Genomic DNA, 25,538 nt, shown 5'->3' with positions numbered 1-25,538 from the left:
CCCTGACGCAATTCGACAATCGCCCCGTCGCAACGCGGCTTGCCCGAACACCGCCCTCGCTTCACTCTGCACGGGTCGAGTCGCAAGAGGTTCCGCCATGCCCGCATCTGCAAGTTCCAGCACCGGCCGCTATTCGGTCTTTGCCATCGCTAAAGAGGCGATGCGGCTGCATACCGGCTGGAAACGCGCCTGGGCCAGTCCCGAGCCCAAGAAGAAATACCAGGTCGTCATCGTGGGCGCCGGCGGCCATGGCCTTGCCACCGCCTATTACCTGGGCAAGAATTTCGGCATCACCGATGTCGCCATCATCGAGAAGGGCTGGCTGGGCGGCGGCAATACCGGCCGCAACACCACCATCATCCGCTCGAACTACCTGCAGGACCCTTCGGCGGCGATCTACGACAAGGCGCTGAAGCTTTACGAGAACCTGTCGCAGGACCTGAACTACAACATCATGTTCAGCCCGCGCGGCCTTCTGATGCTGGCGCAGACCGAACACGAGGTGCGCGGCTACAAGCGCACCGTCTATGCCAACCAGCTGCAGGGCGTGGCGACCGAATGGGTCAGCCCCAAGCGCATCAAGGACATGCTGCCGATCATCAACATCGACGGGCCGCGCTATCCGGTCCTCGGCGGGCTCTACCAGGAGCGCGGCGGCACCGCCCGCCACGACGCCGTGGCCTGGGGCTATGCCCGCGCCTGCTCGGCCATGGGCATGCACATCATCCAGAACTGCGAAGTCACCGGCATCGAGACCGCGAACGGGCAGGTCAGGGCGGTGAACACCGGCAAGGGCCGCATCGAATGCGACAAGCTGGCGCTGATCGCCGCCGGCCACAGCTCGGTCCTGGCCGAGATGGCCGGCTTCCGCCTGCCCATCGAATCGCTGGCGCTGCAGGCGCTGGTCAGCGAGCCGATCAAGCCCTGCTGCGACATCGTCATCATGGCCAACACCGTCCACGGCTACCTGTCGCAATCCGACAAGGGCGAGATGGTGATCGGCGGCGGCACCGACGGCTTCAACAACTACACCCAGCGCGGCTCCTGGCACCATGTCGAGGAGACGGTGCGCGCGCTGATCGAGACCTTCCCGATGCTGTCGCGGCTGAAGATGTTGCGGCAATGGGGCGGCATCGTCGACATGACCGGCGACCGCTCGCCGATCCTGTCCACCACGCCGGTCGGCAACATCTTCGTCAACTGCGGCTGGGGCACCGGCGGCTTCAAGGCCATCCCCGGCTCGGGCTGGGCGATGGCCGAGCTGCTGGCCAAGGGCCAGCCCGGCCCGCTGGCCAAGGATTTCGGCCTGAACCGTTTCGTCGAGGGCCGCTTCATCGACGAGAGCGTCGCCGCGGGGGTGGCGCATTGATGCGCGGCGCGGGCGGGTTCCTGCCGGCCTGCGGGGCGGATTTTGGGCCGAATTTCGCCCATCTCCGCACCGTTGCGGAAAAAATCGTGCAAGTCATGGGAAACTCTTATTCATCTAATGAATTGTTAAGTTACGTCCCCATGACCAAGGAGTTTTCTTCATGGCCGAACAGAACAAGAGCAACCTCTGGCTCATCGTTGGCGTCGTCGTCGTCGTGCTGGTGGTCATCTATTGGTTCGTGTCCTCGGGCACCGAGCCGACCGCGACCGAGCCGCCGACCGATCCGGCCGTTTCGTCCGAACCCGCGCCCGTCGATGACGGCGCCATCTCCGTCGAACCGCCGGCCGAGCCTGCTGCTCCTGCCGATCCCGCTGCTCCGGTCCCGGCCGAGCCTGCGACTCCGGCTCCGGCCGAACCTGCGGCGCCTTCCACCAACTAAGGCGCCTGTCCCGGCGCCTTCGGGTGCCGGCCCTTCCGCGGGCCGGGGGGCATTGCGCTCCTCGGCTGATCTTCATGCGCAGCGCGGCGGGCCTGTCCCTGTCCACGCTGGCATGAGCGCGGCGTTGCGCGGGCCCTGCGGCCTGCCGCGCCGTCTTTGCCTTCGCTTTGAAACGCCCGTGATCCGGCCCCGCCAAGGGCGGGATGCGGTCGCCTGCGTTTCCGCCCCCGGCCGGGGCTTTCCGGCCCGTTCCCCGATTTCCACTGCTGTCCTGCGCATCCGGCCTGCCCACGGGCCGGTTCCCCCTGCGCGCGCCCTGCCGCCGAAGGAGTGATCCATGCTGACCCTGACCTGTCCCTATTGCGGCATCGCGGCCGAGGAAACCGAGCTGCAACCCGGCGGCGAGGCGCATCTGAAGCGTTTCGGCCCCGGTTCGACCGACGAGGAGTTCGAGGCCTATCTGTTCGCCCGCAAGAACCCCAAGGGCGTGCATTTCGAACGCTGGCGCCATGCCTATGGCTGCGGCAAGTGGTTCCTGGCGGCGCGCGACACCGCCACGCTGCAGGTCTTTGGCACCTACAGCGCCCAGACCCCGCATCCGACGCCCGAGATCGTCGCCGCCATCCGGGCGCAGCGTCCGGACTGGCAGCCCGACTGGAGCGAAACCCCTGCCGACACTTCCGCCGACACCCCCGCCGAAAGCCTGAACGCATGACCGAGACCGGACCCTTCCGCCTGCCGCGCGGCGGCCGCCTGATCGACCGCGCCTATCAACTGCCCTTCCGCTTCGACGGCCGCCAGATGCGCGGGGTCGCGGGCGACACGCTGGCTTCGGCCCTGCTGGCGAACGGCCAGCTGATGATGGGCCGCAGCTTCAAGTATCACCGGCCGCGCGGCCCCATCGCCTCGGGTGCCGAGGAACCGAACGCGCTGCTGGGCCTGGGTCAGGGCGGCCGGTTCGAGCCGAACCAGCGCGCCACCACCACGCCGCTGGTCGGCGGCATGGTTACCGCCAGCCAGAACTGCTGGCCCAGCCTGAACGCCGATATCGGCGCGATCAACAACTGGATGTATCGCTTTTTCCCGGCGGGCTTCTATTACAAGACCTTCATCCATCCGCGCCCGTTCTGGAAGCATGTGTTCGAGCCGATCATCCGCCGCTCGGCCGGGCTGGGCAAGGCCCCGACCGAGGCCGATCCGGACAAGTATGAACAGGCCTATGCCCATGTGGACGTGGTGGTGGTCGGAGGCGGCATCGCCGGCCTGACCGCGGCCCGCGACGCGGCCCGCGACGGCAAGTCGGTCTGGCTGGTCGAGCAGACGCCGCATTTCGGCGGCCGCACCCCCACCGACCACGCAGACGGCCAGTCCCGCGTCGATGCGCTGCTGGCGGAACTGCGCGGCATGGCCGGCGTCACCCTGCGCCGCTCGACCCAGGCGACCGGGCTTTACGACCATGGCTATCTGCTGGTGCGGGAATCGCTGGCCGATCACGACCCGAACGCGGGCATCCCGCGCCAGCGCCTGTGGCGCATCCGCGCGGGCCATGTGATCGTCGCCACCGGCGCGCTGGAGCGGCCGCTGAGCTTTGCCGGCAATGACGTGCCGGGCGTGATCCTGGCCTCGGCCGTGCGGGATTATATCGACAATTACGGCGTGGCGCCGGGCCGCAAGATCGTCGTGGTGACCAGCAACGACGACGCCTATCGCACCGCGCTGGTGGCGCTGGATGCGGGGCTGGAGGTGCCGGTGGTGATCGACGCCCGCAGCTCGGCCGGCGGCGCGCTGCCCGCGGCGGTGCGCGCCCGCGGCGTGCGCATCCTGACCGGCAGCGCCATCGCCGGCATCAAGGGCGGCCATGGCGTCGAGGCGGTCAAGATCTGCGCGCATTCCGGCTCGGGCGAGGTGACCGAGACCGTGGATGCCGATTGCGTCGCCATGTCCGGCGGCTGGTCTCCGGTGGTGCACCTGTGGAGCCATTGCGGCGGCAAGCTGACCTGGTCCGACGCGCAGTCGATGTTCGCCCCCGACCCGAACCGCCCGCCGACCGGCGCGGACGGCAAGGCGATGGCCAGCTGCGTCGGCGCGGCGGCGGGCGACCTGCTGGTCCCGGACCTGACCGGCGCGCAGGCGGAATCCGCGACCATGCCGGTCTGGGTCATGCCGGCCCACGCCACGCGCAAGATGAAGTTCAAGATGTGGCTCGACTTCCAGAACGACGTGAAGGTCTCGGATGTCGAACTGGCCGCGCAGGAAGGCTATCACAGCGTCGAGCATACCAAGCGTTACACGACCCTCGGCATGGCGACCGATCAGGGCAAGGTCAGCAACATCAACGGCCTCGCCGTGCTGTCCAATGCGCTGAACCAGCCGATCCCGGCCACCGGCACGACGACCTTCCGCCCGCCCTATACGCCGCTGACGCTGGGCACCATCGCCGGCGAGGCGCGGGGCGAGATCTTCCAGCCGCTGCGCAAGACGCCCATGCATGGCTGGCACGAAAGCCACGGCGCCTTCTTCGAGCCGGTCGGCCATTGGCGCCGCCCCTATTGCTACCCGAAGGCGGGCGAAAGCCATGGCGACGCGGTGGCGCGCGAGATCCGGGCGGTGCGGGCCTCGGTCGGCACGCTCGACGCCTCGACGCTGGGCAAGATCATCGTCAAGGGCCCGGATGCGGGCAAGTTCCTCGACATGATGTATACCGGCATGATGTCCAGCCTGCCCATCGGCAAGTGCCGCTATGGCCTGATCTGCAACGAGAACGGCTTCCTCGTGGATGACGGCGTGGCCGCGCGCCTCGGCGAGGATACCTGGCTGGTGCACACCACCACCGGCGGCGCCGACCGGATGCATGGCCATATGGAAGACTGGCTGCAATGCGAATGGTGGGACTGGAAGGTCTATACCGCCAACGTCACCGAGCAATGGGCGCAGGTCGCCGTGGTCGGTCCCAAGGCCCGCGTGCTGCTGGAGCGGCTGGGCGGCATGGACCTGTCGGCCGAGGCGCTGCCCTTCATGGGCTGGGCCGAGGGTGAGATCGCCGGCATCCCCGCCCGCGTCTATCGCATCAGCTTCTCGGGCGAGCTCAGCTTCGAGGTGGCGGTGCCGGCGAACCGCGGCCTGGAGCTGTGGGAAAAGCTGCATGAGGCCGGGCGCGACCTGAACGTCACCCCCTACGGCACCGAGGCCATGCACGTCATGCGCGCCGAAAAGGGCTTCATCATGATCGGCGACGAATCCGACGGCACGGTGATCCCGCAGGACCTGGGCCTGGGCTGGGCGATCAGCAAGAAGAAGGCCGACTATATCGGCAAGCGGGCGCAGGAGCGCAGCCACATGACCGATCCCCGGCGCTGGAAGCTGGTGGGGCTGGAAAGCGTCGACGGCCGGGTGCTGCCCGACGGCGTCTATGCGGTGGCCGATGGCGTGAACCCGAACGGCCAGCGCAACACCCAGGGCCGGGTGACCTCGACCTACATGTCGCCGACGCTCAACAAGCCCATCGCCATGGGTCTGGTGCTGAACGGCCCCGAGCGCATGGGCGAGGTTCTGGAATTCCCGGTCGCGGGTCAGGAAAGCTACAAGGCGCGGATCTGCGATCCGGTCTTCTATGACAAGGAAGGGAGCCGGGCGAATGGCTGAGGCACTGGCGAAGATCTCTCAGGTGCAGGACTGGGGCATGATCCAGATCCGCGCCGATCTGGCGCGCGCGGGCGAGGCCATCGCCGCGGCGGCCGGGGTGGCGCTGCCCGGACAGGGTCGCATCACCACCGACGGCAGCCGCTCTCTCGGCTGGATGTCGCCGGACGAGCTGCTGCTGGTCCTGCCGCGCGCCGAGGCGGCCGAGGCGCTGGCCGCCCTGCAGGACGCGCTGTCCACCGAACACGCGCTGGTGCTGGATGTCAGCGACATGCGGGCCGCCTTCCGCATCCAGGGCGCCAAGGCGCTGGACGTGCTGATGAAGCTCTGTCCCGCCGACCTGGCGGCCATGCCCGAGGACGGGCTGCGCCGCACCCGCGCCGCCCAGGTCGCCTGCGGCATCTGGCGCGAACCGGGCGGCTATGTGCTGATCGGCTTCCGCTCGGTCACCGACTACCTGCGCGGCATCCTGACCGGCGCCGCGGCGCCGGGCACGCAGCTCGACCCGCGCTAGTTCCGCGCTGCGGGGTCCGGACGGGGCTTGTGGCGGCGGCAGGGCGGCGTATGGATGGAAGGCGAAAGCCATCCGGTTGATTCCATGCGTCCCGCCCTGATCCTGCCCGCCCTTTCCCTTGCCGGCCTGCTGTCGCCGGCCCCGGCCCTGCGGGCCCAGGATCTCGCGCAGGAGCCGCCGGTGGTGATGATGTGCCAGATCCTTGACGAAAGCGGCACCGGCTGGGTGCCGGAATTCATCATGCTGACCCGCCAGACCTCCGGCCCGCGCCAGGGCCGGATCGAGGTCTTCGACCCGATCCTGCAAAACCTGCTCGGCCGCCCGATCGAGGCCCGGATCACCGCCGACGACCGCAGCAGCCGCAGCTACGGCTGGGCCTTGGCCGGGGTGCGCAACGCCTCCGGCCAGCGGACCGAGCGGCTGGACTACCGGCTGACCGTGCGGAAATCCGACGGCGCGGCCTCGGTCACTGCCGTCGCGCAGGGCTATGACAACGTCATGACCGGGACGGGCGTCTGCGGCTCGCCCGGCGGCGGCTAGGGCCGGAACCCGCGCCGCGTTGAAGGCGTTTAGCGGCCGACAGGGCTTTTCCCCGACTGGCTCCTGTGCCAGAACACAATCCGAAACCGTTGGAAAGGAAATCGAAAATGGCCTTCACGCTTCCCGATCTTCCCTATGCTCACGACGCGCTGGCCGCTGGCGGCATGTCCAAGGAGACGCTGGAATACCACCACGACAAGCACCACAAGGCCTATGTCGACAAGCTGAACGAGCTGGTGGCCGGCACCGAATGGGAAGGCAAGAGCCTCGAGGACATCGTCAAGGGCACCTACCAGTCGGGGGCCGTGGCGCAGAACGGCATCTTCAACAATGCCAGTCAGCACTGGAACCATGCGCAGTTCTGGGAAATGATGGGCCCGAACCCCGGCGCCATCCCGGGCGAGCTGGAAAAGGCCCTGACCGAAGCCTTCGGTTCGGTGGACGAGTTCAAGAAGAAATTCGCCGAGGCCGGCGTCGGCCAGTTCGGCTCGGGCTGGGCCTGGCTGGTCAAGGACAAGGACGGCAGCCTCAAGGTCACCAAGACCGAGAACGGCGTGAACCCGCTCTGCTTCGGCCAGACCGCGCTTCTGGGCTGCGACGTGTGGGAGCACAGCTACTATATCGACTTCCGCAACGCCCGGCCGAAATACCTGGAAAACTTCCTGAACAACCTGGTGAACTGGGAAAACGTGGCCTCGCGCCTCTGATCCTCGGCCCGGCTTCGCATCCCCGGCTTCGCATCAAGGCCCGCCGACCGGCGGGCCTTTTCTTTCTTGCCGAAATATCCCGGGGGAACGTCCGCCTGGCCCCGCCCCGGGGCCGGGCGGACGTGGGGGCAGAGCCCCCGGCCCCTTGCCTCCGTCGCGAATCGACCGCATGGCTGGGGCGGACGGAAAGGGAATGCGCATGAGCGAATGGACCAAGGGTTTCTGGGCGATGATCGGGGTCTGCGTGACCTGGGGCCTGTCGCCGATCTTCTACCGCGCACTCTCCGACGTCCCGGTGGTCGAGGTGCTGGCGCATCGCACCCTGTGGTCGCTGGTGCTGTTTCTGGTCGTGCTGGGCGCGCAGGGCCGGCTGGCCGAGCTGCGCGGGGCGCTGGCCGGCCGGCATGTGGGGCGGATCGTGCTGGCGGCGCTGACCATCTCGCTCAACTGGGGGCTGTTCATCTGGGCGGTGCAGGCCGGGCATGTCGTGCAGAGCTCGCTGGGCTATTACATCTTCCCGCTGACCGCGGTGGTGGCGGGGGTGCTGGTCTTCGGCGAAAGCCTGAGCCGGGCGCAGGGCATGGCCGTGCTGCTGGCCGCGCTGGCGGTGACGCTGCTGACCTGGGGCTTGGGGGTGGCGCCCTGGATCAGCCTGGGGCTCGCCCTGACCTTCGTGCTCTACGGCGCGCTCAAGAAATCGCTGCCGCTTGGCCCCGTCCTGTCCGTCGCCGCCGAAGTGGCGCTGCTGGCGCCGCTGGCGCTTGGCTGGCTGCTGCTGCAGGGGCTCGGGCTGATGCCCGCGCCCCTGGCCCAGCCCCTGGGCTTCGGCGGGAATCTGCCCGTCTCGCTGCTGCTGGCTGCCTCGGGGGTCATCACGGCGGTGCCGCTGATCCTGTTCAGCTATGCCGCGCGCCGGGTCGGGATGGCGACGCTGGGGCTGATGTTCTACCTGAACCCGACGCTGCAATTCCTTTGCGCGGTGCTGCTCTTCGGCGAGGCGTTCACGCGCTGGCACATGATCGCCTTCGCGATGATCTGGGCGGCGCTGGCAGTCTACAGCGCCTCGGCCTTCCGGCAGTCCCGGCGCGGCCCGCCATTGGCAAACGGGTGAAACCCCGTATAGAACAGCGCCAAAGAACTTCCGGGGGCGACATGGCCAATCAGAACGACAGCTTCATCGACGAGGTCACCGAGGATCTGCGCCGCGACCGGCTGTTCGGCCTGTTCCGCCGCTATGGCTGGGTTGCGCTTCTGGTCGTCCTGGGCATCGTGGGCGGTGCGGCCTGGCGCGAATATTCCCGCAACCAGGCCGAGACCCGGGCCCGGGCCTGGGGCGACGCGGTGCTCGCGGCGCAAGAGGGCCAGGACCCGATCGCCGCGCTTTCCGCCGTCGATCCGGCCGGGTCCGCCGGCCGCAAGGCGCTGTCCGAGATGCTGGCCGCCGGCGCCGAGGCCGAGGCCGGCCTGGCGCAGAAGGCGGCCGAGCGGCTCAAGGCCGCGGCGGCCACGCTGGAGGGCGACCCGCTGCTGCGCGACCTGGCGTTGCTCAAGGCGGTGATGGTCGCCGGTCCCGCCATGGACGCGGCCGAGCGCGACCGGCTGCTGGCCGAGCTGTCCAAGCCCGGCGCCCCCTTCGAGCTGCTGGCGCTGGAGCAGAAGGCCGTGGCCCTGATCGGCGCCGGCCGGCAGGAGGACGCGGTCATGCTGATCCGCCAGATCCAGCAAAAGGATGGCCTGTCCGAGCCCTTGCGCCGCCGCCTGTCCGAGATGATGATCACGCTGGGCGTCGAGCCCGAGCAGAGCGAGGGACCCGGGCCGCAGGCCGTCCCTCAGGCCATGCCGGCCCCCGCCGCGAACTGAACCCGGCCCCGCCGGCGAACCGAACCACTGCGCCCGCGGCCGTGCCCGTCCTCAGGCCCGGCCCGGATAGAGGAGAAAGCGATGACGAGGCTGCCCCTGATCGCCGCCCTGGCCGCCCTGACCGCCCTTTCGGCCTGCCAGCAGCGCGACACGATCCTGCCCGGAGAACGGCTGGACCCGCGCGCCGTGCTGTCGCCCGAGGGCCCCGCCGCCGAGGGCGCCCGGGCGCCGACCACCGCCGCCCTGTCGCTGCCGCCGCAGCGCGCCAATGCCGACTGGGCGCAGCGCGCCGGCAATGCCGCGCATGCGCCGGGCAACCTGGCCTTGGGCGCGGGAACCAGCCGGATCTGGGCGGCGCCCATCGGTGCGGGGTCGAACAAGCGCCACCGCGTCACCGCCGATCCCGTCGTCGCGGCGGGGCTGGTCTTTGCGCTGGACAGCCAGTCCACCGTCACCGCCACCACCACGGGCGGCGGCCGGGCCTGGAGCCGCGACCTGCGCCCGGCCGGCGAATCCGACCGCAGCGTCTCGGGCGGCGGGCTGGCCTTCGAGGGCAACCGGCTTTTCGCTTCCACCGGCTATGGCGAGCTGGTGGCGCTGGACGCCCGCACCGGCGGCATCGCCTGGCGGCAAAGGGTCGAGGCGCCGATCGGCGGCGCGCCCACGGTGGCGAACGGCGTGGTCTATGTGCTGGGCCGCGACCAGACCGGCTGGGCGGTGCGCGCCAGCGACGGCAAGGTGCTGTGGCGCAGCTTCGGCAACAAGGACATGGCCGGGGTGATGGGCGCGCCGGCGCCGGCGGTGTCGGGCAGCACGGTGGTGTTCCCCTCGAATACCGGCGCGCTGACCGGCGTCGACGCCTCGAACGGCGCCCAGCTCTGGAGCGCCAATGTCGGCGGCACGCGGCTGGGCCGTTCGGTCGCCTATTTCCGCGAGATGACCGGCGATCCGGTCATTTCCGGCGGCACGGTCTATGCCGGCACCAGCTCGGGCGGCGTCGGCGCCTATGACCTGGCCAGCGGCATGGTCAAGTGGCAGGCGCGCGAAGGCGCGTCCAGCCCGGTGCTGGCGGCCGGCAATTCGGTCTTTCTGGTCAACGACCAGGCGCAGCTGATCCGGCTGGATGCCGCGAACGGCGCCCGGGTCTGGGCGCAGAAACTGCCCTATTTCACCGAAACCGTCATCCGCAAGCAGGACAAGGTCTGGAACCATTACGGTCCGGTGCTGGCGGGATCGAAGCTTTACCTTGCCGGCTCGGACGGCTATCTGCGCGTCTTCGATCCCGCCTCGGGCGCGCTGATCGGCACCGCCCAGATCCCGGGCGGCGCCGCGGCGGCGCCGGCCGTGGCGGGGCAGACCCTTTACGTCGTCACCCATGACGGCCAGTTGATCGCATACAGATGAGCTTCACCCTCGCCATTGTCGGGCGCCCCAATGTCGGCAAGTCGACGCTGTTCAACCGTCTTGTCGGCAAGCGGCTGGCGCTGGTCGACGACCAGCCCGGCGTGACCCGCGACCTGCGCGAGGGGGCGGGGCGGCTGGGCGACCTGCGCTTCATCGTCGTCGATTCGGCCGGGCTCGAGATCGCCGAGGACGACAGCCTGCAAGGCCGCATGCGCCGCCTGACCGAGCGCGCGGTGGACGAGGCCGATGTCTGCCTGTTCGTGATCGACGCCCGCGTGGGCGTGACGGCGGCCGACGAATATTTCGCCGACATCCTGCGCAAGCGAGCCAGACACGTGATCCTGGCCGCCAACAAGGCCGAGGGCCGCGCCGGCGAGGCGGGGGCGATGGAGGCCTATGCGCTTGGCCTGGGCGAGCCCCTGCGCATCTCGGCCGAGCATGGCGAGGGCATGGACGACCTCTACCGCGCCCTCGTGCCGCTGGCCGAAGCCTTCGAGGCGCAGAACGTCCAGCAGGCACCGGAAACCGACGTCGCCGTCGAGGATGGCGACGAGGAAGCAGAGGATTGGCGCCCCTCGGCCGCGAAGCCCCTGCAGATCGCGGTGATCGGCCGGCCGAATGCCGGCAAGTCGACGCTCATCAACAAGATCCTGGGCGAGGACCGGCTGCTGACCGGGCCCGAGGCCGGCATCACCCGCGATTCGATCAGCGTCAGCACCGATTTCATGGGCACGCCGGTGCGCATCTTCGACACCGCCGGGATGCGCAAGAAGGCGCGCGTCACCGACAAGGTGGAAAAGCTTTCCGTCGCCGACGGGTTGCGCGCCGTGCGCTTCGCCGAGGTGGTGGTGGTGCTTCTGGACGTGGGCATCCCCTTCGAGCAGCAGGACCTGCGCATCGCCGATTTCGCCGAGACCGAGGGCCGCGCCGTGGTCGTCGCCGCGAACAAATGGGATCTGGAAGAGGACAAGCCCGAGAAGCTCAAGGAACTGCGCGAGGCTTTCGAGCGGCTCTTGCCGCAGCTGAAGGGCGCGCCGCTGGTCACGGTCTCGGCCCGAACCGGCAAGGGGCTGGACCGGCTGCACAACGCGATCCTCAAGGCGCATGAGGTCTGGAACCGCCGCATCCCGACCGCGCGGCTGAACCAGTGGCTGGGCGCGATGACCGAGGCGCATCCGCCCCCGGCGCCGGGCGGCCGCCGCATCCGGCTGCGCTATATCACCCAGGTCAAGACCCGCCCGCCGGCCTTCGTGGTCATGGCGACCCATACCGACAAGCTGCCCGACAGCTACCAGCGCTATCTGGTCAACGGGCTGCGGCAGGATTTCGACATGCCCGGCACGCCGATCCGACTGACTTTCCGCGACCAGGGCACCAAGAACCCCTACAGGGACAAGGCCGGCAAGATCAGCCAGTCCGGCGCGCTGTCCAAGCACAAGCACCGGCAGAAGCCGAAGGGCAGCTAGGCGGCGGAGGCTTAGGTCGTCACCTGCACCAGCGCCACGGCGATGATGGCGATGGCGATGACCGTCATGGTGGCGATGGCCGCGTCGGTGGTGACGGTGCCGGCGGCCAGGCCGATCAGCCCCCAGATCACCGCGATGCTGAATCCGATCCGCCGTCCCAGCCGCAGCTGCACGCTGACCGCGGCGACCGAGCCGATCAGCAGGGCGATCACCGCCGCCACCTCCTGCGGCACGTCAAGCCGGTCGCTCAGCAGCCCGGTGAAGACGGCAAAGCTGACCAGCAGCCCCCAGCCGGCGACGAAGCCCAGCGAGGAGCTGTGCTGCACCAGCCCGCCGATGCGGATGCCGCGCAAGGCCGCCGCCAAAAACCCCGCCAGCATCGCCGCAGACAGCAGAAAGGCGCCGAGCGGGTGGCTGTCCAGAAGCCAGGGCCAGACCGCCCCGGCCAGCAGCCCGACGATCAGCGGCGCATGTTCGCCCAAGGTGTCGTCCCGCTCGTGCAGCCGCAGCAGGTGGCCGGGCGTCGGCGGCCCGGCGCTTTGCGGCGGCAGCGCCCGTTCCGCGTCCCGGGCGGCCGCGCGCGCCAGCCGCATCCGCCGCCGCTCGATCCCTCGCCGGAAAGCGTGATAGGCGAGCGCCGCCCAGGTCATGCCCAGCAGCCCGGCCATGCCCAGCCCCTGGGGCCGCAGGAACAGGCCGGACAGATCGACCGGCTGCGGCCGGGCGCCGGGGAGACCCTGCCATGGCGACAGCGCCGGGGCCGGCTCGGCGATAGGGGCGGTCATGCCTTGGCTGGGCAGCAGCGCGTAAAGCAGCGTGCTGGCAATGAAGGCCAGCACCGCCAGGATCAGGAAGAATGCGCCCGCGCGAGACATGGGCAGAAAACGCCCCGCGCTCGCGGCGGGTTTCGCCCCGTCCCGCTTTTGTTAAGTCAGGTCAGGCCAGCACGCCGTCCGTGCCCAGCCGCGTCCTGCCGCCCAGATAGGGGTGCAGCGCCTCGGGCAGCAGGACCGAGCCGTCCGCCTGCTGGCCGTTCTCCAGCACCGCGATCAGCGTGCGCCCCACCGCCAGCCCCGAGCCGTTCAGCGTATGGAGGAATTCCGGCTTGCCGCCACCCGCCGGACGATAGCGGGCGTTCATCCGCCGCGCCTGGAAATCGCCGCAATAGCTGACCGAGGAGATCTCGCGATACTTGCCCTGCCCGGGCAGCCAGACTTCCAGGTCGTGGGTGATGCGGGCGCCGAAGCCCATGTCGCCGCCGCACAGCACGATGGTGCGATAGGGCAGGCCCAGCCGCTCCAGCACCGTCTCGGCGCAGCGGGTCATGCGGGCATGTTCCGCGACCCCCGATTCCGCATCGGTGATCGAGACCATCTCGACCTTCTCGAACTGGTGCTGGCGCAGCATCCCCGCCGTGTCGCGCCCGGCGCTGCCGGCTTCCGATCGGAAGCACTGGCTATGCGCCACCATGCGCCGCGGCAGGCTGGCATGATCGATCAGATCGCCGTGCACGGTGTTGGTCAGCGTGACCTCCGAGGTCGGGATCAGCCACCAGCCCTCTCGGGTCTGATAGCTGTCCTCGCCGAATTTCGGCAGCTGCCCGGTGCCCTCCATCATCTCCGAAAGCACGAGGACCGGAGCCCAGGTCTCTTCCAGCCCATGCTCGCCGCTATGCAGGTCCAGCATGAACTGCGCCAGCGCGCGGTGGATGCGGGCGACGCCGCCCTTCAGCACCACGAAACGCGAGCCGGAGAGCTTCGCGGCGGTCTCGAAATCCATGCCGGGCTTCACGCCCTCGATCTCGAAATGCTCGCGCGGGGCGAAGTCGAATGCGCGCGGCGCGCCCCAGCGCCGGATCTCGACATTGTCATCCTCGTCCTTGCCCGGCGGCACGCTGTCCAGCGGCAGGTTCGGAACGGTCAGCAGCAGCTCGCGCAGCTTGGCGTCCAAGGCCGTTGCCTCGGCCTGCAGCCGGGCGGTCTCGTCCTTCTTGGCGGTGACCAGGGCGCGCAGGCGCTGGAACTCGGCCTCGTCGCCGCGGCCCTTGGCGGCGCCGGCCTCCTTGCTGGCCTTGTTCTGCTCGGCCTGCGCGGCCTCGGCGGCCGCGATGCGGGAACGGCGGTCGGCATCCAGCGACAGGATCTCGGGCGAAACCGGCGGCAGGTTGCGCAATGCAAGCGCAGCGTCGAAAGCGGCGGGATTCTCGCGGATGGCGCGGATGTCGTGCATGGCTGTCCCAGGTTAAGTAAGTATTTACTGTAGTCCGGATAACCCAAAGCGGTGCAAGGCGAAAGCCTCAGCCCGCCATCTCAGCCCGCCGCCTGGGCCAGCATGTCGCGCAAGACGCCGAAGAACCGCTCGCGCCCCGGATAGCCCTCGAATCGCGCCAGTTCGACGCCGCCCTGCAGCAGGATGAAGCTCGGGGTCAGCCATGGCCGCCGCGCCAGCGCCAGCCCGTCGGGATAAGGGCCGTCCAGATCGACCATCAGCAGCGGCGCCGCGCGCCCCTCGGGATGCCGGCCATAGACCGGGGCGATCTCGCGATCCCATTGCGCGCAATAGACGCAGCCCTTGCGCCGCACCATCAGCAGCTGCAGCCCCGGGGCCGCCAGGACCGGCCCCGCCGCCGCCATCGCCGCCATCCCGGCCAGAATCGTCCGCCGCGTCAGCATTTCTCCGCTCCCTTTCCCGGCAGATTTAGCCCCCGCGCCGATCCGCCACAACTCCCCGGCGTTTACATGTCTTTCTTGTGGAAATATCCACGGGGGTGCGGGGGCAGTCGGCCCCCGCGTCGCAAGGATGCAGCCGGGATGGGCATGGACGAACTGACCGAACCCCTGACGCAGGGCAATCGCCGCGCGCTGTCCCGCGCGATCACGCTGATCGAAAGCACCCGCCCCGACCACCGCGCCCGCGCCGTGGCGCTGCTCGCGGAACTGCCCGAGCGGCAGGCGCTGCGCATCGGCCTGTCGGGCACGCCGGGGGTCGGCAAGTCGACCTTCATCGAGGCCTTCGGCAAGCTCCTGACCGCGCAGGGCCTCAAGGTCGCGGTGCTGGCCGTCGATCCCAGCTCGGCACGCTCGGGCGGCTCGATCCTGGGCGACAAGACCCGGATGGAGACGCTGTCGCGCGATCCCAACGCCTTCATCCGCCCCTCGCCCTCGCGCGCCGAACTCGGCGGCGTGGCGCGCCGCACCCGCGAAACCGTGCGGCTCTGCGAGGCGGCGGGCTTCGACGTGGTGCTGATCGAGACGGTGGGCGTCGGGCAAAGCGAAACCCTGGTGGCCGAGATGTCCGACCTGTTCATCCTGCTGCTCGCCCCGGCCGGCGGCGACGAGCTGCAGGGCGTCAAGCGCGGCATCATGGAGATCGCCGACATCATCCTGGTCAACAAGGCCGACGGCGATCTGCGCGACACCGCCATGCGCACCGTCGCCGATTATGCCGGCGCGCTGCGGCTCTTGCGCAAGCGCCCCTACGACCCCGAGGGCTACCCCAAGGCGCTGCCGGTCTCGGCCTATACCGGCGAGGGGCTGGACAAGGCCTGGACCAACATGACCTGGCTGGCCGACTGGCGGCGCGAGCACGGGCATTTCGAAACCCGCCGGGCCGAGCAGGCGCGGCACTGGTTCCTGTCGGAACTGCGCGCCGGGCTGCTGGCGCGGCTCGACCGCCCCGAGGTGCGCGCCCGGCTGCGCGAGATGGGCGATGCCGTGGCGCGCGGCGACAGCGATCCCGATTCGGCGGCGGCCCGGATGCTCGACTGGCTGGGCGCCGCCGAATGCGACTCGCTGATCGCCGGGCGACAGGCGCATGAGCGTCGGGCCTGATCCGCAGGCCGATCCCGGCGCCCTGCTGGCCGCGCTGCCGGGCCCGCCGCAGGGGCCGGCCGAGCTGCTGGCCGCATGGTTCGACACGCCCCTGGGCGGCATGATCGCGGTCGCCGACCAGGAGCGGCTGCACCTGCTGGAATTCCTCGAACGCGCGGCGCTGCCGGCCGAGTTGCGCCGCCTTGCCGCCAGGGGCCGCATCGGTCCGGGCCGCTCCGCCGTCACCGACCGGACCGAGGCGCAGATCGCCGGCTATTTCGCCGGCGAACGGGCGGCTTTCGACCTGCCGCTGGTCCTGCACGGCACCGGTTTCCAGCAGCAGGTCTGGCGGGAATTGCAGCGCCTGCCCGCGGGCACGACCACCAGCTATGCCGAACTGGCGCGGCGCATCGGCCGGCCTTCGGCGGTTCGCGCCGTGGCGCGGGCCAATGGCGCGAACCAGATCGCGGTGGTGATTCCCTGCCATCGGGTGATCGGTTCGGATGGCGGGCTGACCGGCTATGGCGGCGGGCTGTGGCGCAAGCAGGCGCTGATCCGCCACGAGGCCGAGGGGTTTCGCGTCGCGAAGGGCCGGGCGGGGTCGGAAAACCCGGGCGAAAAGGCTTGACGCGCCCGCCGTCTGGCTTTATCCCCCGCAAACGGATTTCCGGGCGCTGCCACGCGGCGCCCTTTCATATTGCGGGCCCAAGCCCGTGCAGGATCGAATCGAAGGAACAAGATCATGTCGCGCGTTTGCGAACTGACCGGCAAGGGCCCGATGAGCGGCAACAACGTCTCCCACGCCAACAACAAGACTCGTCGCCGGTTTCTGCCGAACCTGAACGAAGTCTCGCTGCTGTCGGAAAAGCTGGGCCGCAGCTACCAGCTGCGCATCTCGGCCGCGGCGCTGCGTTCGGTCGACCACCGCGGCGGCCTCGACGCCTTCCTGGCGAAAGCCAAGGATGCCGAGCTGTCGGATCGCGCCCTGAAGATCAAGCGCGAGCTGGCGAAAGCCTGATCCGCCGCTTTCGGGAAGGGGCCGGTCGATTCGAGGCCCCTTATCGAGAGCCCGTCGCGGATGCGATGCGCCCTGCCTTCACCGGCGGGGCTTTTGCATGAGCGCGTGCCGGTTGCGTCCTTGCGACGCGGGGGCCGACTGCCCCCGCACCCCCGTGGATATTTCCACAAGAGAGATATGCAAACCCGGGCCGCTGCGGCGGATCGGCGGGCGCTTCCGGCCGGGATGGCGGCCGGGCGGCGCCTGCGCTAGCCTTGCCCGGAACCGGAACGGAGCCGCCATGAAGCCCCTGCTGCCCGCCCTTTGCCTCGCGCTCCTGCCGCCTGCCGCCATGGCGCAGGATCTGGTGCTGCGCGACGGCTATGCCCGCGCCGCCAATCCCCGCTCGGCCGCCGCCTTCATGGTGATCCAGAATCGCGGCGCGGCGCCCTGCACGCTTTCGGCGGTCGCCTCGGACGCGGCCGAGCGGGTGGCGCTGCACACGCATCGCGAGGAGAGCGGGGTGATGCGGATGGCCGAGGCCGGGCCGATCGAGATTCCCGCCGGCGGCAGCCACCCGCTGGCGCGGGGCGGCGATCATGTCATGCTGATGGGGCTGAAGCGGCCCCTGCAAGACGGCGACACGCTGGTGCTCATGCTGGATTTCGGCGGGTGCGGCACAATCGATGCACGCTTGCCGGTGGACAACGGCCGCATGCCCGGGCACGGCGCGATGGCGCATTAGCGCCGGGTTGCGGCCTGGGCGATCAGTTCCTCGACCTTGGGCCCCAGCGCCTCGACGATCAGCCTGACCCCCTGGGCCGAGGCATGCAGCCCGTCGCTTTGCAGCAGCGACATATAGGCCTCGCCCGGCCCGTCGTAGAGCGGCTGATACAGGTTCTCCAGCACCAGCGCGCCGTGCCGGGCGCCGAGGCGCGGCCAGATCCCCGCCCATTCCTCGCGTTGCGGCGCGTCCTCGTCGGGCAGGGCGATGCCGACCAGCAGCAGCGGCTTGTCGCCCTTGCCGGCCTGTTTCAGGATCGAGTGCAGGTTGTCCTCGACCGTCTGCGGGGAAAAGCCCATCAGCAGGTCGTTGCCGCCCAGCTCGACGATCACCGCGTCGGGCTTGTGGCGGGCCAGCGAATAGCCGATCCGCACCCGCCCGCCGGCGGTGGTGTCGCCGGACAGCCCGCCGTTCAGCACCACCACGTCATGGCCCCGCGCCTTCAGCCAGGCCTGCAATTGCGGCACCAGCCCGTCGCGCGAGGGCAGGCCGTAGCCCTCGGTCAGGCTGTCGCCGAAGGCGAGGATGCGCAACGGCGCCGCGGCCGCCGGTGCGGCGGCGAGCGCCAGGATCAGGACAAGGGTTCGCAGCATCATCCGGCACGCCTCAATCGCAACGCGTTACTGACCACGAAGACCGAGGAGAGTGCCATCGCCCCGGCCCCCAGCATGGGTGACAATTGCGGCCCGCCGAAGGGCACCAGCGCCCCCATGGCCACGGGAATCAGGGCAACATTATAGCCGAAGGCCCAGAACAGATTCTGCCGGATATTGCGCATGACGCTGCGTGACAGGCGGATGGCCCGCGCCACGCCCGCCGGATCGCCGCCGATCAGCACCACCTCGGCCGATTCGATGGCGACGTCGGTGCCGGTGCCGATGGCGATGCCGGTCTCGGCCGCGGCCAGGGCCGGGGCGTCGTTGATGCCGTCGCCGACGAAGACCGTGCCCGGCCCCATCTCTCGGATGGCGGCCAGCTTGCCCTCGGGCAGCACGCCGGCGGTCACGCGGTCGATGCCCAGCTTGCGGCCCACCGCCTCGGCCGTGGCCTGCACGTCGCCCGAGATCATCGCGGTCTGCAGGCCCAGCCCGTGCAGCGCGGCGATGGCCTCGGCCGCCTCGGGGCGGATGGGATCGGCCAGCGCCATGGCGGCGGCGTGGCGGCCCTCCACCGCCAGATGCACCGGGGTCGCGCCTTGCGCCGCCCAGCCCTCGGCCGCGGCGATCAGCGCGGGCGAAGGGGTAACGCCGGCCTCGGCCAGCGCGGCGGCATTGCCGATCAGCAGCGCGCGCCCCTCGACCCGCGCCGAAAGCCCGCGCCCGGCGGCGGCTTGCACGGCCTCGGCCGCGGGCAGCTCCAGCCCCTTGTCGCGGGCGGCGGCGAGGATGGCGGCGGCCAGCGGATGTTCCGAGCGCGCCTCGGCCGCGGCGGCAAGGCGCAGCGCCTCAAGGGGCGCGATGTCCTCGGCCTCCAGCGCGGTCAGGGCGGGCGCGCCTTGCGTCAGCGTGCCGGTCTTGTCGAAGCCGACGATGCGGGCATCGGCCAGCCTTTGCAGCGCGTCGCCGCGCCGGAACAGCACGCCCAGCTCGGCCCCGCGCCCGGTGCCGACCATGATCGAGACCGGCACCGCCAGCCCCATGGCGCAGGGGCAGGCGATGATCAGGACCGAGATCGCCGCCACCAGCGCCTGGCCCGGCGAGCCGGTGAAGATCATCCACAGCGCGAAGCTCAGGGCCGCCAGCCCGATCACCACCGGCACGAAGACCGCGGTGATCCGGTCCACCAGCGCCTGCACCGGCAGCTTGGTGGCCTGCGCGTCCTCGACCATGCGGATGATGCGGGCCAGCACCGTGTCGCCGCCGGTCGCGGTGACGCGATAGGCCAGCGCCGCATTGCCGTTCACCGTGCCGCCCGTCACTGCATCGCCGGGGTTCTTGGCGACCGGCACCGGCTCGCCCGTCAGCATGGATTCGTCGATAGCGCCGCTGCCCTCGGTCAGCACGCCGTCCACGGCCACCCGCTCGCCCGGTTTCAGATGCACGATGTCGCCGGGGCGCAGCTCGGCCACCGGGATTTCGACGATGCGGCCGTCGCGCTCGACATGGGCGCTGTCGGGGGCCAGTTCGATCAGCCGGCGGATGGCGTCGCCGGCCCGGCCCTTGGCGCGGGCTTCCAGCCAGCGGCCCAGCAGGATCAGCGTGACGATGACGGCGGCGGCCTCGAAATAGACATGCACCGAATCCGCCGGCAACAGGCCCGGCGCGAAGGTCGCCACGGTCGAGTAGGCCCAGGCCGCCGAGGCCCCCAGCGCCACCAGGCTGTTCATCTCGGGCGCCCGGCGCATCAGCGCGGGGATGCCGATGCGGAAGAACATCCGCCCCGGCCCGGCCAGAACGGCGCTGGTCAGCAGGAATTCCAGCACCCAGAGCGTCTGCTGGCCAAGCGCCATGTGCAGCCAGTGATGGAAGGCCGGGAAGGCATGGCCGCCCATCTCGGCCACGAAGACCGGCAGGGTCAGGGCCAGGGCGATCAGGAAATTGCGCTTCAGTGCGGCCGCATCGTCGCCGTGGTCGTGCATGTGGTGGCCGGCCTCGGCCTGCACCTGCGCGGGGTAACCCTTGGCGGTCACCGCATCGGCCAGCGCCTGCGGCGCGACGGCGTGCGAATGCCGGATGGCGGCGCTGCCGGTGGCGAGGTTCACCTGAGCCGAACTCACGCCCGGCATGGCGGCCAGCGCCTTTTCGACCCGGCCCACGCAGGAGGCGCAGCTCATGCCCTCGATGCCCAGCCGGGTCAGCCGGGACTCGGCGGGGTAGCCGGCATGTGCCAGCGCCTCGACGGCGCGGGGCAGGGCCTCGGGCGCGGTCAGGCGGAAATGCGCCCGGCCGGTGGCCAGGTTGACCTGCGGGTTTTCGACGCCCGGCACGGCGGCCAGGGCCTTTTCGACGCGCCCCACGCAAGAGGCGCAGCTCATGCCGGTGACGGTCAGCTCGGCATCGTTCTGGAGATGTTTCATCGGATTGTCCTGTCGGAATGGCGGGAAGGGCGCGATTCAGACAGGATGCGGCGGAGCCTGCGGATGCTGGGGCAGGTGGTGCAGGACCTGATGGCGCGGCGGACCTTCGCCGGCATCGGGCCGCCAGCGCAAGGCGTGGCCGTTTCCGGCCAGAACCGGGCGGGCCAGTTGCGGACGGGCCGCGACATGGCAGCGGCAGCCGCGCCCGCCCCGGCCCCGGCACAGATGCGGGGCGCGCGCGGACGCGCGGCGCGGCGGGCGGAAAGCGGGGGCACAAGTCGCGCAGGTCATGGCGGACGGTCCTTTCCCGATGCAAGCTAGGCACGTTTGCCGCGCGTTTCAACCGCGTCACGGCGCTTTGAGTTGATCCCGGGCGCCCAAGCGGTTAGGCGCATGGTCAAGAAACGCAAGGATTCAGGACGGACAGATGAACCGCAGACAGATGCTGATGGCCGCCTTGCCGCTGGTGGCCGTGCCCTCGCTGGCCCTGGCACAGGCGCAGCCCGCGGCGCTGGCCACCCAGGCCGAGCCCCGGCGCGACCCCTATGCCCCGACCGAGGTCTCGATCCGCAACGATTTCGAGGTCGGCAGCATCGTCGTGGTCTCGAAGGACTTCTTCCTCTATCACGTCATCGCGCCGGGCCGGGCGGTCCGCTATGGCGTCGCCGTGGGCAAGGACGAGCTGGTCTGGAAGGGCCGCGCCACCGTCGGGCGCAAGACCGAATGGCCCAGCTGGACGCCCACGCCGGCGATGATCAAGCGCAATCCCGGGCAATATGCCAGATGGGCCGACGGCATGCCGGGCGGCCCGACCAACCCGCTGGGCGCGCGGGCGCTGTATCTTTATGATGCGCGGGGCAACGATACCTCGATCCGCATCCACGGCACGACCGAGCCGAACTCGATCGGCCGGGCCGTTTCGAACGGCTGCATCCGCATGCGCAACGAGGCGGTGATGGACCTGTTCGAGCAGGTGCCGATCGGAACCCCGGTCTACGTCTACTAAGTGGACATCCGCCTGACATCGCTGTCGGATCCGGCGCTGTCCGGGTTCGACACCGTCATCGATACGCGCTCGCCTTCGGAATATGCCGAGGATCACCTGCCGGGCGCGATCAACCTGCCGGTGCTGTCCGACGAGGAGCGCGCGCAGGTCGGCACGATCTACAAGCAGGTTTCCCCCTTCGATGCCCGCAAGCTGGGTGGCGCCATGGTCGCCGCCAATGCCGCGCGCCATATCGCCGGGCCGCTGTCCGGCTTCGGCGGCGGCTGGCGGCCACTGGTCTATTGCTGGCGCGGCGGCCAGCGCTCGGGCGCCTTCGCCACCATCCTGTCGCAGATCGGCTGGCGTGTCGGCCGCATCGAGGGCGGCTACAAGGCCTGGCGGGCGCTGGTGGTGGCGCGGGTCACGGCACCCGTGACCGCGCCGGTGGCGGTGCTGGACGGCAATACCGGCAGCGCCAAGACCGAAATCCTGGCGCGGCTTGCGGCGCGCGGCCATCAGGTCATCGACCTGGAGGGGCTGGCGAACCATCGCGGCAGCCTGTTCGGGGCGATGCCGGGCGGCCAGCCGTCGCAGAAGCTGTTCGAAAGCCGCCTCGCCCTGGCGCTGGAGGCGCTGGACCCCGCGCGCCCGCTGCTGGTCGAGGCGGAAAGCTCGCGCATCGGCGATCTGAACCTGCCGCGCGGCATCTGGCAGGCCATCATCGCCGCGCCGCGCATCCGCCTTGCCGTTCCGGTCGAGGCCCGCGCCGCCTATACCGCGCGAAGCTATGCCGAGACCTGCGCCGATCCCGAGGCCTTGGCGCGGATCGTGAACAGCCTGCGCCCGCTGCATCCGGCCGAGCGGATCGAGGACTGGCTGCGCATGATCGACGCGGCCGATTGGGCCGGCTTGGCGGCGGCGCTGATGCGCGACCATTACGACCCGCGCTATGAAAGGCACCGGGCGCGCCATGCCGACGGGCGCGGCCCGGTGGTGGCGCTGGACGGTCTTGACGATCTGGACGACGCTGCGGCCCGGGTCGAGGCGGCGCTGCCGGGCCTGCGCTTGCCGGGCTAGCGCCGGTGGCGAGGCCGGTGGCCTCCGGCGGGGGTATTTGAAAAACAGAGAAGCCGGGGGTCAGGCACCCCCGCCGAGGAAGCGGCGCAGGATGCGCTCCAGCTTGGCCGCGCCCAGGGGTGCCATGGCCTTGGTATGTTCGTGGCTGATCGCTTCGTCCGAGAGGCCGGCGCCCATATTGGTGATGACCGAGACGGCGGCGCAGTTCAGGCCCAGGAAGCGCGCCAGGATCACCTCGGGCACGGTGGACATGCCGACCGCATCGGCGCCGAGGATGCGGGCGGCGCGGATTTCGGCCGGGGTCTCGAAGGAAGGCCCCGAGAACCAGCAATAGACCCCCTCGGGCAGTGCGATCCCCTCGGCCTCGGCGGCGGCCCTGAGCCCGGCGCGGAGGGTTGGGTCATGGGCGTCGGTCATCGGCACGAAGCGCGCCTCGGAAGGTTCACCGATCAGCGGGTTGGTGCCGGCGAAGGCGATGTGGTCCGACAGCAGCATCAGGGATCCCGGCGGCATCTCGGCGCGCAGGCTGCCCGCCGCATTGGTCAGGATCAGCTGCCGGGTGCCGAGCGCCTTCAGCACCTCCAGCGGCAGTCGCATGATATCGGCGCGGCCGGATTCGTAGTAATGCGCCCGCCCGCCCAGGACCGCGACCCGCCGCCCCTCCAGCTGTCCGATCACCAGCTGCGGCACATGGCCCGACACCCCGGCATGGGGAAAGCCCGGCAGGTCGGAATAGGGGATCGCCACGCCCTCGACCGCCGCCGCCAGATGCCCGAGCCCCGAGCCGAGGATCAGCCCGTATTCCGGCGGCGCGTCCCCGGTGCGGTCGCGGATCAGGCGGGCAAGCTCAGCGTTCCTTGACATAGGGCTCTCCTCCGGCGCGGGGCGGGATGGCGCGGCCGACGAAGCCGGCCAGGATGATGACGGTCAGGATATAGGGCAGGGCGTTCATGAACATCGAGGGCACGGTGACCACCCCCAGGTCGAGATTCGGGAAGCGGTTCGCCACCGCCTCCATCAGCCCGAACAGGAAGGTGGCGAACAGCGCGCTCCACGGCCGCCATTTGGCGAAGATCAGCGCCGCCAGCGCGATGAAGCCGCGCCCGGCGGTCATCTCCTTGACGAAGCCGGCCGAGATGCCGGTGGCGAGGTAAGCCCCGGCGATGCCGCACAGCACCCCGCAGATCATCACCGCGGCATAGCGCAGCCGGGTGACCGAGACGCCGGCGGTATCGACCGAGGCCGGATTCTCGCCCACCGCGCGCAGCCGCAGGCCGAAGCGGGTGCGATAGAGCACCCACCAGGTCAGCGGCACCATGGCGAAGGCGACATAGACCAGGATGGTGTGGCCCGAGATCAGCTCGGCATAGACCGGCCCGATCACCGGCACCGGGCGCAGCGTGTCGGCGAAGGGCAGGGCGATCTCGCCGAACCGCGCCGCGCCGGAGAGCGAGGGCGTGCGGCCGCCCAGCCCGAAGATCTTCTGCCCCAGAAGCACCGTCAGCCCCGAGGCGAGGAAGTTGATCGCCACGCCCGAGATCAGCTGGTTGCCGCGGAAGCTGATCGAGGCGAGGCCATGCAGCCCGGCCATGGCCGCGGCGCCCGCGATCCCGGCCAGCAGCCCCAGCCAGGCGCTGCCGGTGGCATAGGCGACCGAGGCCGAGGTGAAGGCCGCCATCAGCATCTTGCCTTCCAGCCCGATGTCGAAGACCCCGGCGCGTTCCGAATAAAGCCCGGCCAGGCAGGCCAGCAGCAGGGGCGTCATCAGCCGCACCGCCGAATCGAGGATCTGGATCACGGTCGCGAAATCCATCACGCCCCCTTCCGGCGCAGCGCCGTGAACAGCCGTTCCAGCGGCATGCGCACCATGTTGTCCAGCGCCCCGGTGAACAGGATCACCAGCGCCTGGATGACCACGATCAGCTCGCGCGGGATCGAGGTCCACAGCGCCAGCTCGCCCCCGCCCTGGTAGAGGAAGCCGAAGAGCAGCGCCGCCAGGAATACCCCGAACGGGTGGTTGCGGCCCATCAGCGCCACGGCGATGCCGATGAAGCCGGCGCCCTCGACCGCGTTCAGCATCAGCCGCTCGGCCTCGCCCATGACGTTGTTGATCGCCATCAGCCCGGCCAGCGCCCCCGAGACCAGCATGGCCAGGACCGTGATCCGCACCGGCGAGATGCCGGCGTAAAGCGCCGCCGGCTCGGACTTGCCGAAGGCGCGGATCTCATAGCCCGGCCGCGTATGCCAGATCAGCAGCCAGACCAGCAGGCAGGCGGCGATGGCGACGAAGAAGGTGACATTGGCGGGCGTGTTCCGGCCCCATTCGAAGCCGAGCCCCAGCGCCATGTCGGAAAGCTTCGGCAGATGCGCTGCCGCGGGAAACCGGGCCGAGGCCGGATCCATGCTGCCCACGGGCCGCAGCAGGTTGACCAGGACATAGTTCAGCAGCGCCGCGGCGATGAAATTGAACATGATGGTGGTGATGACGATATGGCTGCCGCGCCGGGCCTGCAGCCAGGCCGGGATCAGCGCCCAAAGCGCCCCGAACAGCGCCGCCCCGACCGCCGCCGCCGGCAGCGCCAGCGCCCAATGCGGCCAGGGCAGGGCCAGCACCACCAGCGCGACGCCCAAGCCCCCCAGGGCGGCCTGCCCCTCGCCGCCGATATTGAACAGCCCGGCGTGATAGGCGACCATGACCGCCAGCCCGGTGAAGATGAAATTCGTGGTGTAATACAGGGTGAAGCCCCAGCCATAGCTGGACCCCAGCGCGCCTTCGACCATGACCTTCAGCGCCTCGGCCGGGCTTTCCCCGATCGCCAGGATCACCAGCGCCGAGATGGCAAAGGCCAGCGCCAGCGAAATCAGCGGCGTCAGGATCACATCCGCCCATTTCGGCATTCGCTCCATCAGTCCGCCTCCCCCGGCTTTCTCT

The 25,538-nt window shown here is 70.1% G+C and carries 25 protein-coding genes; 17 read left to right on the top strand and 8 right to left on the bottom strand.

Annotated elements, in window-relative coordinates; genetic code table 11:
- Positions 1-97: 97 nt before the first annotated feature.
- The 11 genes from L632_RS0113325 (at position 98) to der (ending at position 11,938) form a co-directional block, all read left to right on the top strand.
- Entirely contained in the window at positions 98-1,369 is a 1,272-nt protein-coding gene (locus tag L632_RS0113325) for a sarcosine oxidase subunit beta family protein (protein WP_028713115.1), read from the top strand.
- Positions 1,370-1,529: 160 nt separating this feature from the next.
- Positions 1,530-1,808 (top strand): hypothetical protein, encoded by a 279-nt coding sequence (locus L632_RS0113320; protein WP_028713114.1) that lies wholly within the window; start codon positions 1,530-1,532, stop codon positions 1,806-1,808.
- A 337-nt stretch (positions 1,809-2,145) separates the two neighbouring features.
- The gene (locus L632_RS0113315) at positions 2,146-2,523 is read left to right on the top strand and encodes a sarcosine oxidase subunit delta (protein ID WP_028713113.1); all 378 of its coding nucleotides are present in this window, start codon (positions 2,146-2,148) and stop codon (positions 2,521-2,523) included.
- The gene (locus L632_RS0113310) at positions 2,520-5,450 is read left to right on the top strand and encodes a sarcosine oxidase subunit alpha family protein (RefSeq protein ID WP_028716950.1); all 2,931 of its coding nucleotides are present in this window, start codon (positions 2,520-2,522) and stop codon (positions 5,448-5,450) included. Before L632_RS0113315 ends, L632_RS0113310 begins: the two co-directional genes overlap by 4 nt.
- A complete protein-coding gene (locus tag L632_RS0113305; protein WP_028716949.1) occupies positions 5,443-5,961 on the top strand; it encodes a sarcosine oxidase subunit gamma in 519 nt (172 codons plus the stop codon). The genes L632_RS0113310 and L632_RS0113305 overlap by 8 nt, the downstream gene beginning before the upstream one ends.
- An 84-nt stretch (positions 5,962-6,045) precedes the next feature.
- A complete protein-coding gene (locus tag L632_RS0113300) occupies positions 6,046-6,501 on the top strand; it encodes a hypothetical protein (RefSeq protein ID WP_028713110.1) in 456 nt (151 codons plus the stop codon).
- Positions 6,502-6,608: 107 nt separating this feature from the next.
- On the top strand, positions 6,609-7,208 hold the full coding sequence (locus L632_RS0113295) for a superoxide dismutase (RefSeq protein ID WP_011746863.1): 600 nt from the start codon (positions 6,609-6,611) through the stop codon (positions 7,206-7,208).
- 199 nt (positions 7,209-7,407) lie between these two features.
- Entirely contained in the window at positions 7,408-8,319 is a 912-nt protein-coding gene (gene rarD / locus L632_RS0113290) for an EamA family transporter RarD (RefSeq protein WP_028713109.1), read from the top strand.
- A gap of 41 nt (positions 8,320-8,360) precedes the next feature.
- The gene (locus tag L632_RS0113285; protein WP_036698221.1) at positions 8,361-9,068 is read left to right on the top strand and encodes a tetratricopeptide repeat protein; all 708 of its coding nucleotides are present in this window, start codon (positions 8,361-8,363) and stop codon (positions 9,066-9,068) included.
- Positions 9,069-9,149: 81 nt separating this feature from the next.
- A complete protein-coding gene (locus L632_RS0113280; RefSeq protein WP_028713107.1) occupies positions 9,150-10,472 on the top strand; it encodes a PQQ-binding-like beta-propeller repeat protein in 1,323 nt (440 codons plus the stop codon).
- A complete protein-coding gene (der, locus tag L632_RS0113275) occupies positions 10,469-11,938 on the top strand; it encodes a ribosome biogenesis GTPase Der (RefSeq protein ID WP_028713106.1) in 1,470 nt (489 codons plus the stop codon). The genes L632_RS0113280 and der overlap by 4 nt, the downstream gene beginning before the upstream one ends.
- Positions 11,939-11,949: 11 nt before the next feature.
- On the opposite strand, the gene L632_RS0113270 is transcribed toward der, so the two are convergent.
- From L632_RS0113270 to L632_RS0113260, 3 genes are all read right to left on the bottom strand, one after another.
- Positions 11,950-12,813: a hypothetical protein gene (locus L632_RS0113270; RefSeq protein WP_028716948.1), complete on the bottom strand. Its 864-nt coding sequence runs from the start codon at positions 12,811-12,813 to the stop codon at positions 11,950-11,952.
- A gap of 61 nt (positions 12,814-12,874) precedes the next feature.
- A complete protein-coding gene (serS, locus tag L632_RS0113265; protein WP_028713104.1) occupies positions 12,875-14,167 on the bottom strand; it encodes a serine--tRNA ligase in 1,293 nt (430 codons plus the stop codon).
- Between the two features lie 80 nt (positions 14,168-14,247).
- Entirely contained in the window at positions 14,248-14,610 is a 363-nt protein-coding gene (locus L632_RS0113260; protein ID WP_028713103.1) for a SoxS protein, read from the bottom strand.
- Between the two features lie 144 nt (positions 14,611-14,754).
- Here L632_RS0113260 and meaB point away from each other — a divergent pair, with 144 nt between their 5' ends.
- The 4 genes from meaB to L632_RS22685 all read left to right on the top strand — a co-directional run bounded on the left by meaB (position 14,755) and on the right by L632_RS22685 (position 17,489).
- Positions 14,755-15,768 (top strand): methylmalonyl Co-A mutase-associated GTPase MeaB, encoded by a 1,014-nt coding sequence (meaB, locus tag L632_RS0113255; protein WP_028713102.1) that lies wholly within the window; start codon positions 14,755-14,757, stop codon positions 15,766-15,768.
- On the top strand, positions 15,752-16,375 hold the full coding sequence (locus L632_RS22690) for a methylated-DNA--[protein]-cysteine S-methyltransferase (RefSeq protein WP_051476450.1): 624 nt from the start codon (positions 15,752-15,754) through the stop codon (positions 16,373-16,375). The genes meaB and L632_RS22690 overlap by 17 nt, the downstream gene beginning before the upstream one ends.
- Positions 16,376-16,489: 114 nt before the next feature.
- Positions 16,490-16,765, top strand: a complete 276-nt coding sequence (gene rpmB, locus L632_RS0113245; protein ID WP_011748713.1) for a 50S ribosomal protein L28 — start codon at positions 16,490-16,492, stop codon at positions 16,763-16,765.
- Between the two features lie 280 nt (positions 16,766-17,045).
- Positions 17,046-17,489: a copper chaperone PCu(A)C gene (locus tag L632_RS22685; RefSeq protein ID WP_036698218.1), complete on the top strand. Its 444-nt coding sequence runs from the start codon at positions 17,046-17,048 to the stop codon at positions 17,487-17,489.
- Here L632_RS22685 and L632_RS0113235 read toward each other — a convergent pair.
- Together L632_RS0113235 and L632_RS0113230 are read right to left on the bottom strand one after the other, a co-directional pair.
- A complete protein-coding gene (locus L632_RS0113235) occupies positions 17,486-18,124 on the bottom strand; it encodes an arylesterase (RefSeq protein ID WP_051416241.1) in 639 nt (212 codons plus the stop codon). The genes L632_RS22685 and L632_RS0113235 overlap by 4 nt on opposite strands.
- Complete coding sequence (locus L632_RS0113230) at positions 18,121-20,544, bottom strand: heavy metal translocating P-type ATPase (protein WP_028716947.1); 2,424 nt, start codon at positions 20,542-20,544, stop codon at positions 18,121-18,123. Before L632_RS0113230 ends, L632_RS0113235 begins: the two co-directional genes overlap by 4 nt.
- A 427-nt stretch (positions 20,545-20,971) precedes the next feature.
- Between L632_RS0113230 and L632_RS0113225 the strand changes: the two genes are divergently transcribed.
- Positions 20,972-21,550 carry a L,D-transpeptidase gene (locus tag L632_RS0113225; RefSeq protein ID WP_028713099.1) on the top strand — a complete coding sequence of 193 codons (579 nt, stop codon included), beginning with the start codon at positions 20,972-20,974 and terminating at the stop codon, positions 21,548-21,550.
- Entirely contained in the window at positions 21,551-22,606 is a 1,056-nt protein-coding gene (mnmH, locus tag L632_RS0113220; RefSeq protein WP_051476449.1) for a tRNA 2-selenouridine(34) synthase MnmH, read from the top strand. It begins immediately after the preceding gene.
- A 60-nt stretch (positions 22,607-22,666) separates the two neighbouring features.
- Here the strand turns inward: mnmH and L632_RS0113215 are convergent, their stop codons facing one another.
- Genes L632_RS0113215 through L632_RS0113205 form a run of 3 tightly spaced genes read right to left on the bottom strand, consistent with a single transcriptional unit; the run spans position 22,667 to position 25,513 of the window.
- Positions 22,667-23,470: a purine-nucleoside phosphorylase gene (locus tag L632_RS0113215; protein WP_028713097.1), complete on the bottom strand. Its 804-nt coding sequence runs from the start codon at positions 23,468-23,470 to the stop codon at positions 22,667-22,669.
- Positions 23,454-24,419, bottom strand: a complete 966-nt coding sequence (locus L632_RS0113210) for an ABC transporter permease (protein ID WP_028716945.1) — start codon at positions 24,417-24,419, stop codon at positions 23,454-23,456. Before L632_RS0113210 ends, L632_RS0113215 begins: the two co-directional genes overlap by 17 nt.
- On the bottom strand, positions 24,419-25,513 hold the full coding sequence (locus tag L632_RS0113205; RefSeq protein WP_028713095.1) for an ABC transporter permease: 1,095 nt from the start codon (positions 25,511-25,513) through the stop codon (positions 24,419-24,421). The genes L632_RS0113210 and L632_RS0113205 overlap by 1 nt, the downstream gene beginning before the upstream one ends.
- Positions 25,514-25,538: the final 25 nt, after the last annotated feature.

Source organism: Paracoccus sp. J39, from assembly GCF_000518925.1.
In the GTDB taxonomy this organism is placed as follows: domain Bacteria; phylum Pseudomonadota; class Alphaproteobacteria; order Rhodobacterales; family Rhodobacteraceae; genus Paracoccus.
The sequence above is the reverse complement of the archived record's forward strand: the minus strand, read 5'-3'. Positions and strand labels throughout refer to the sequence as shown.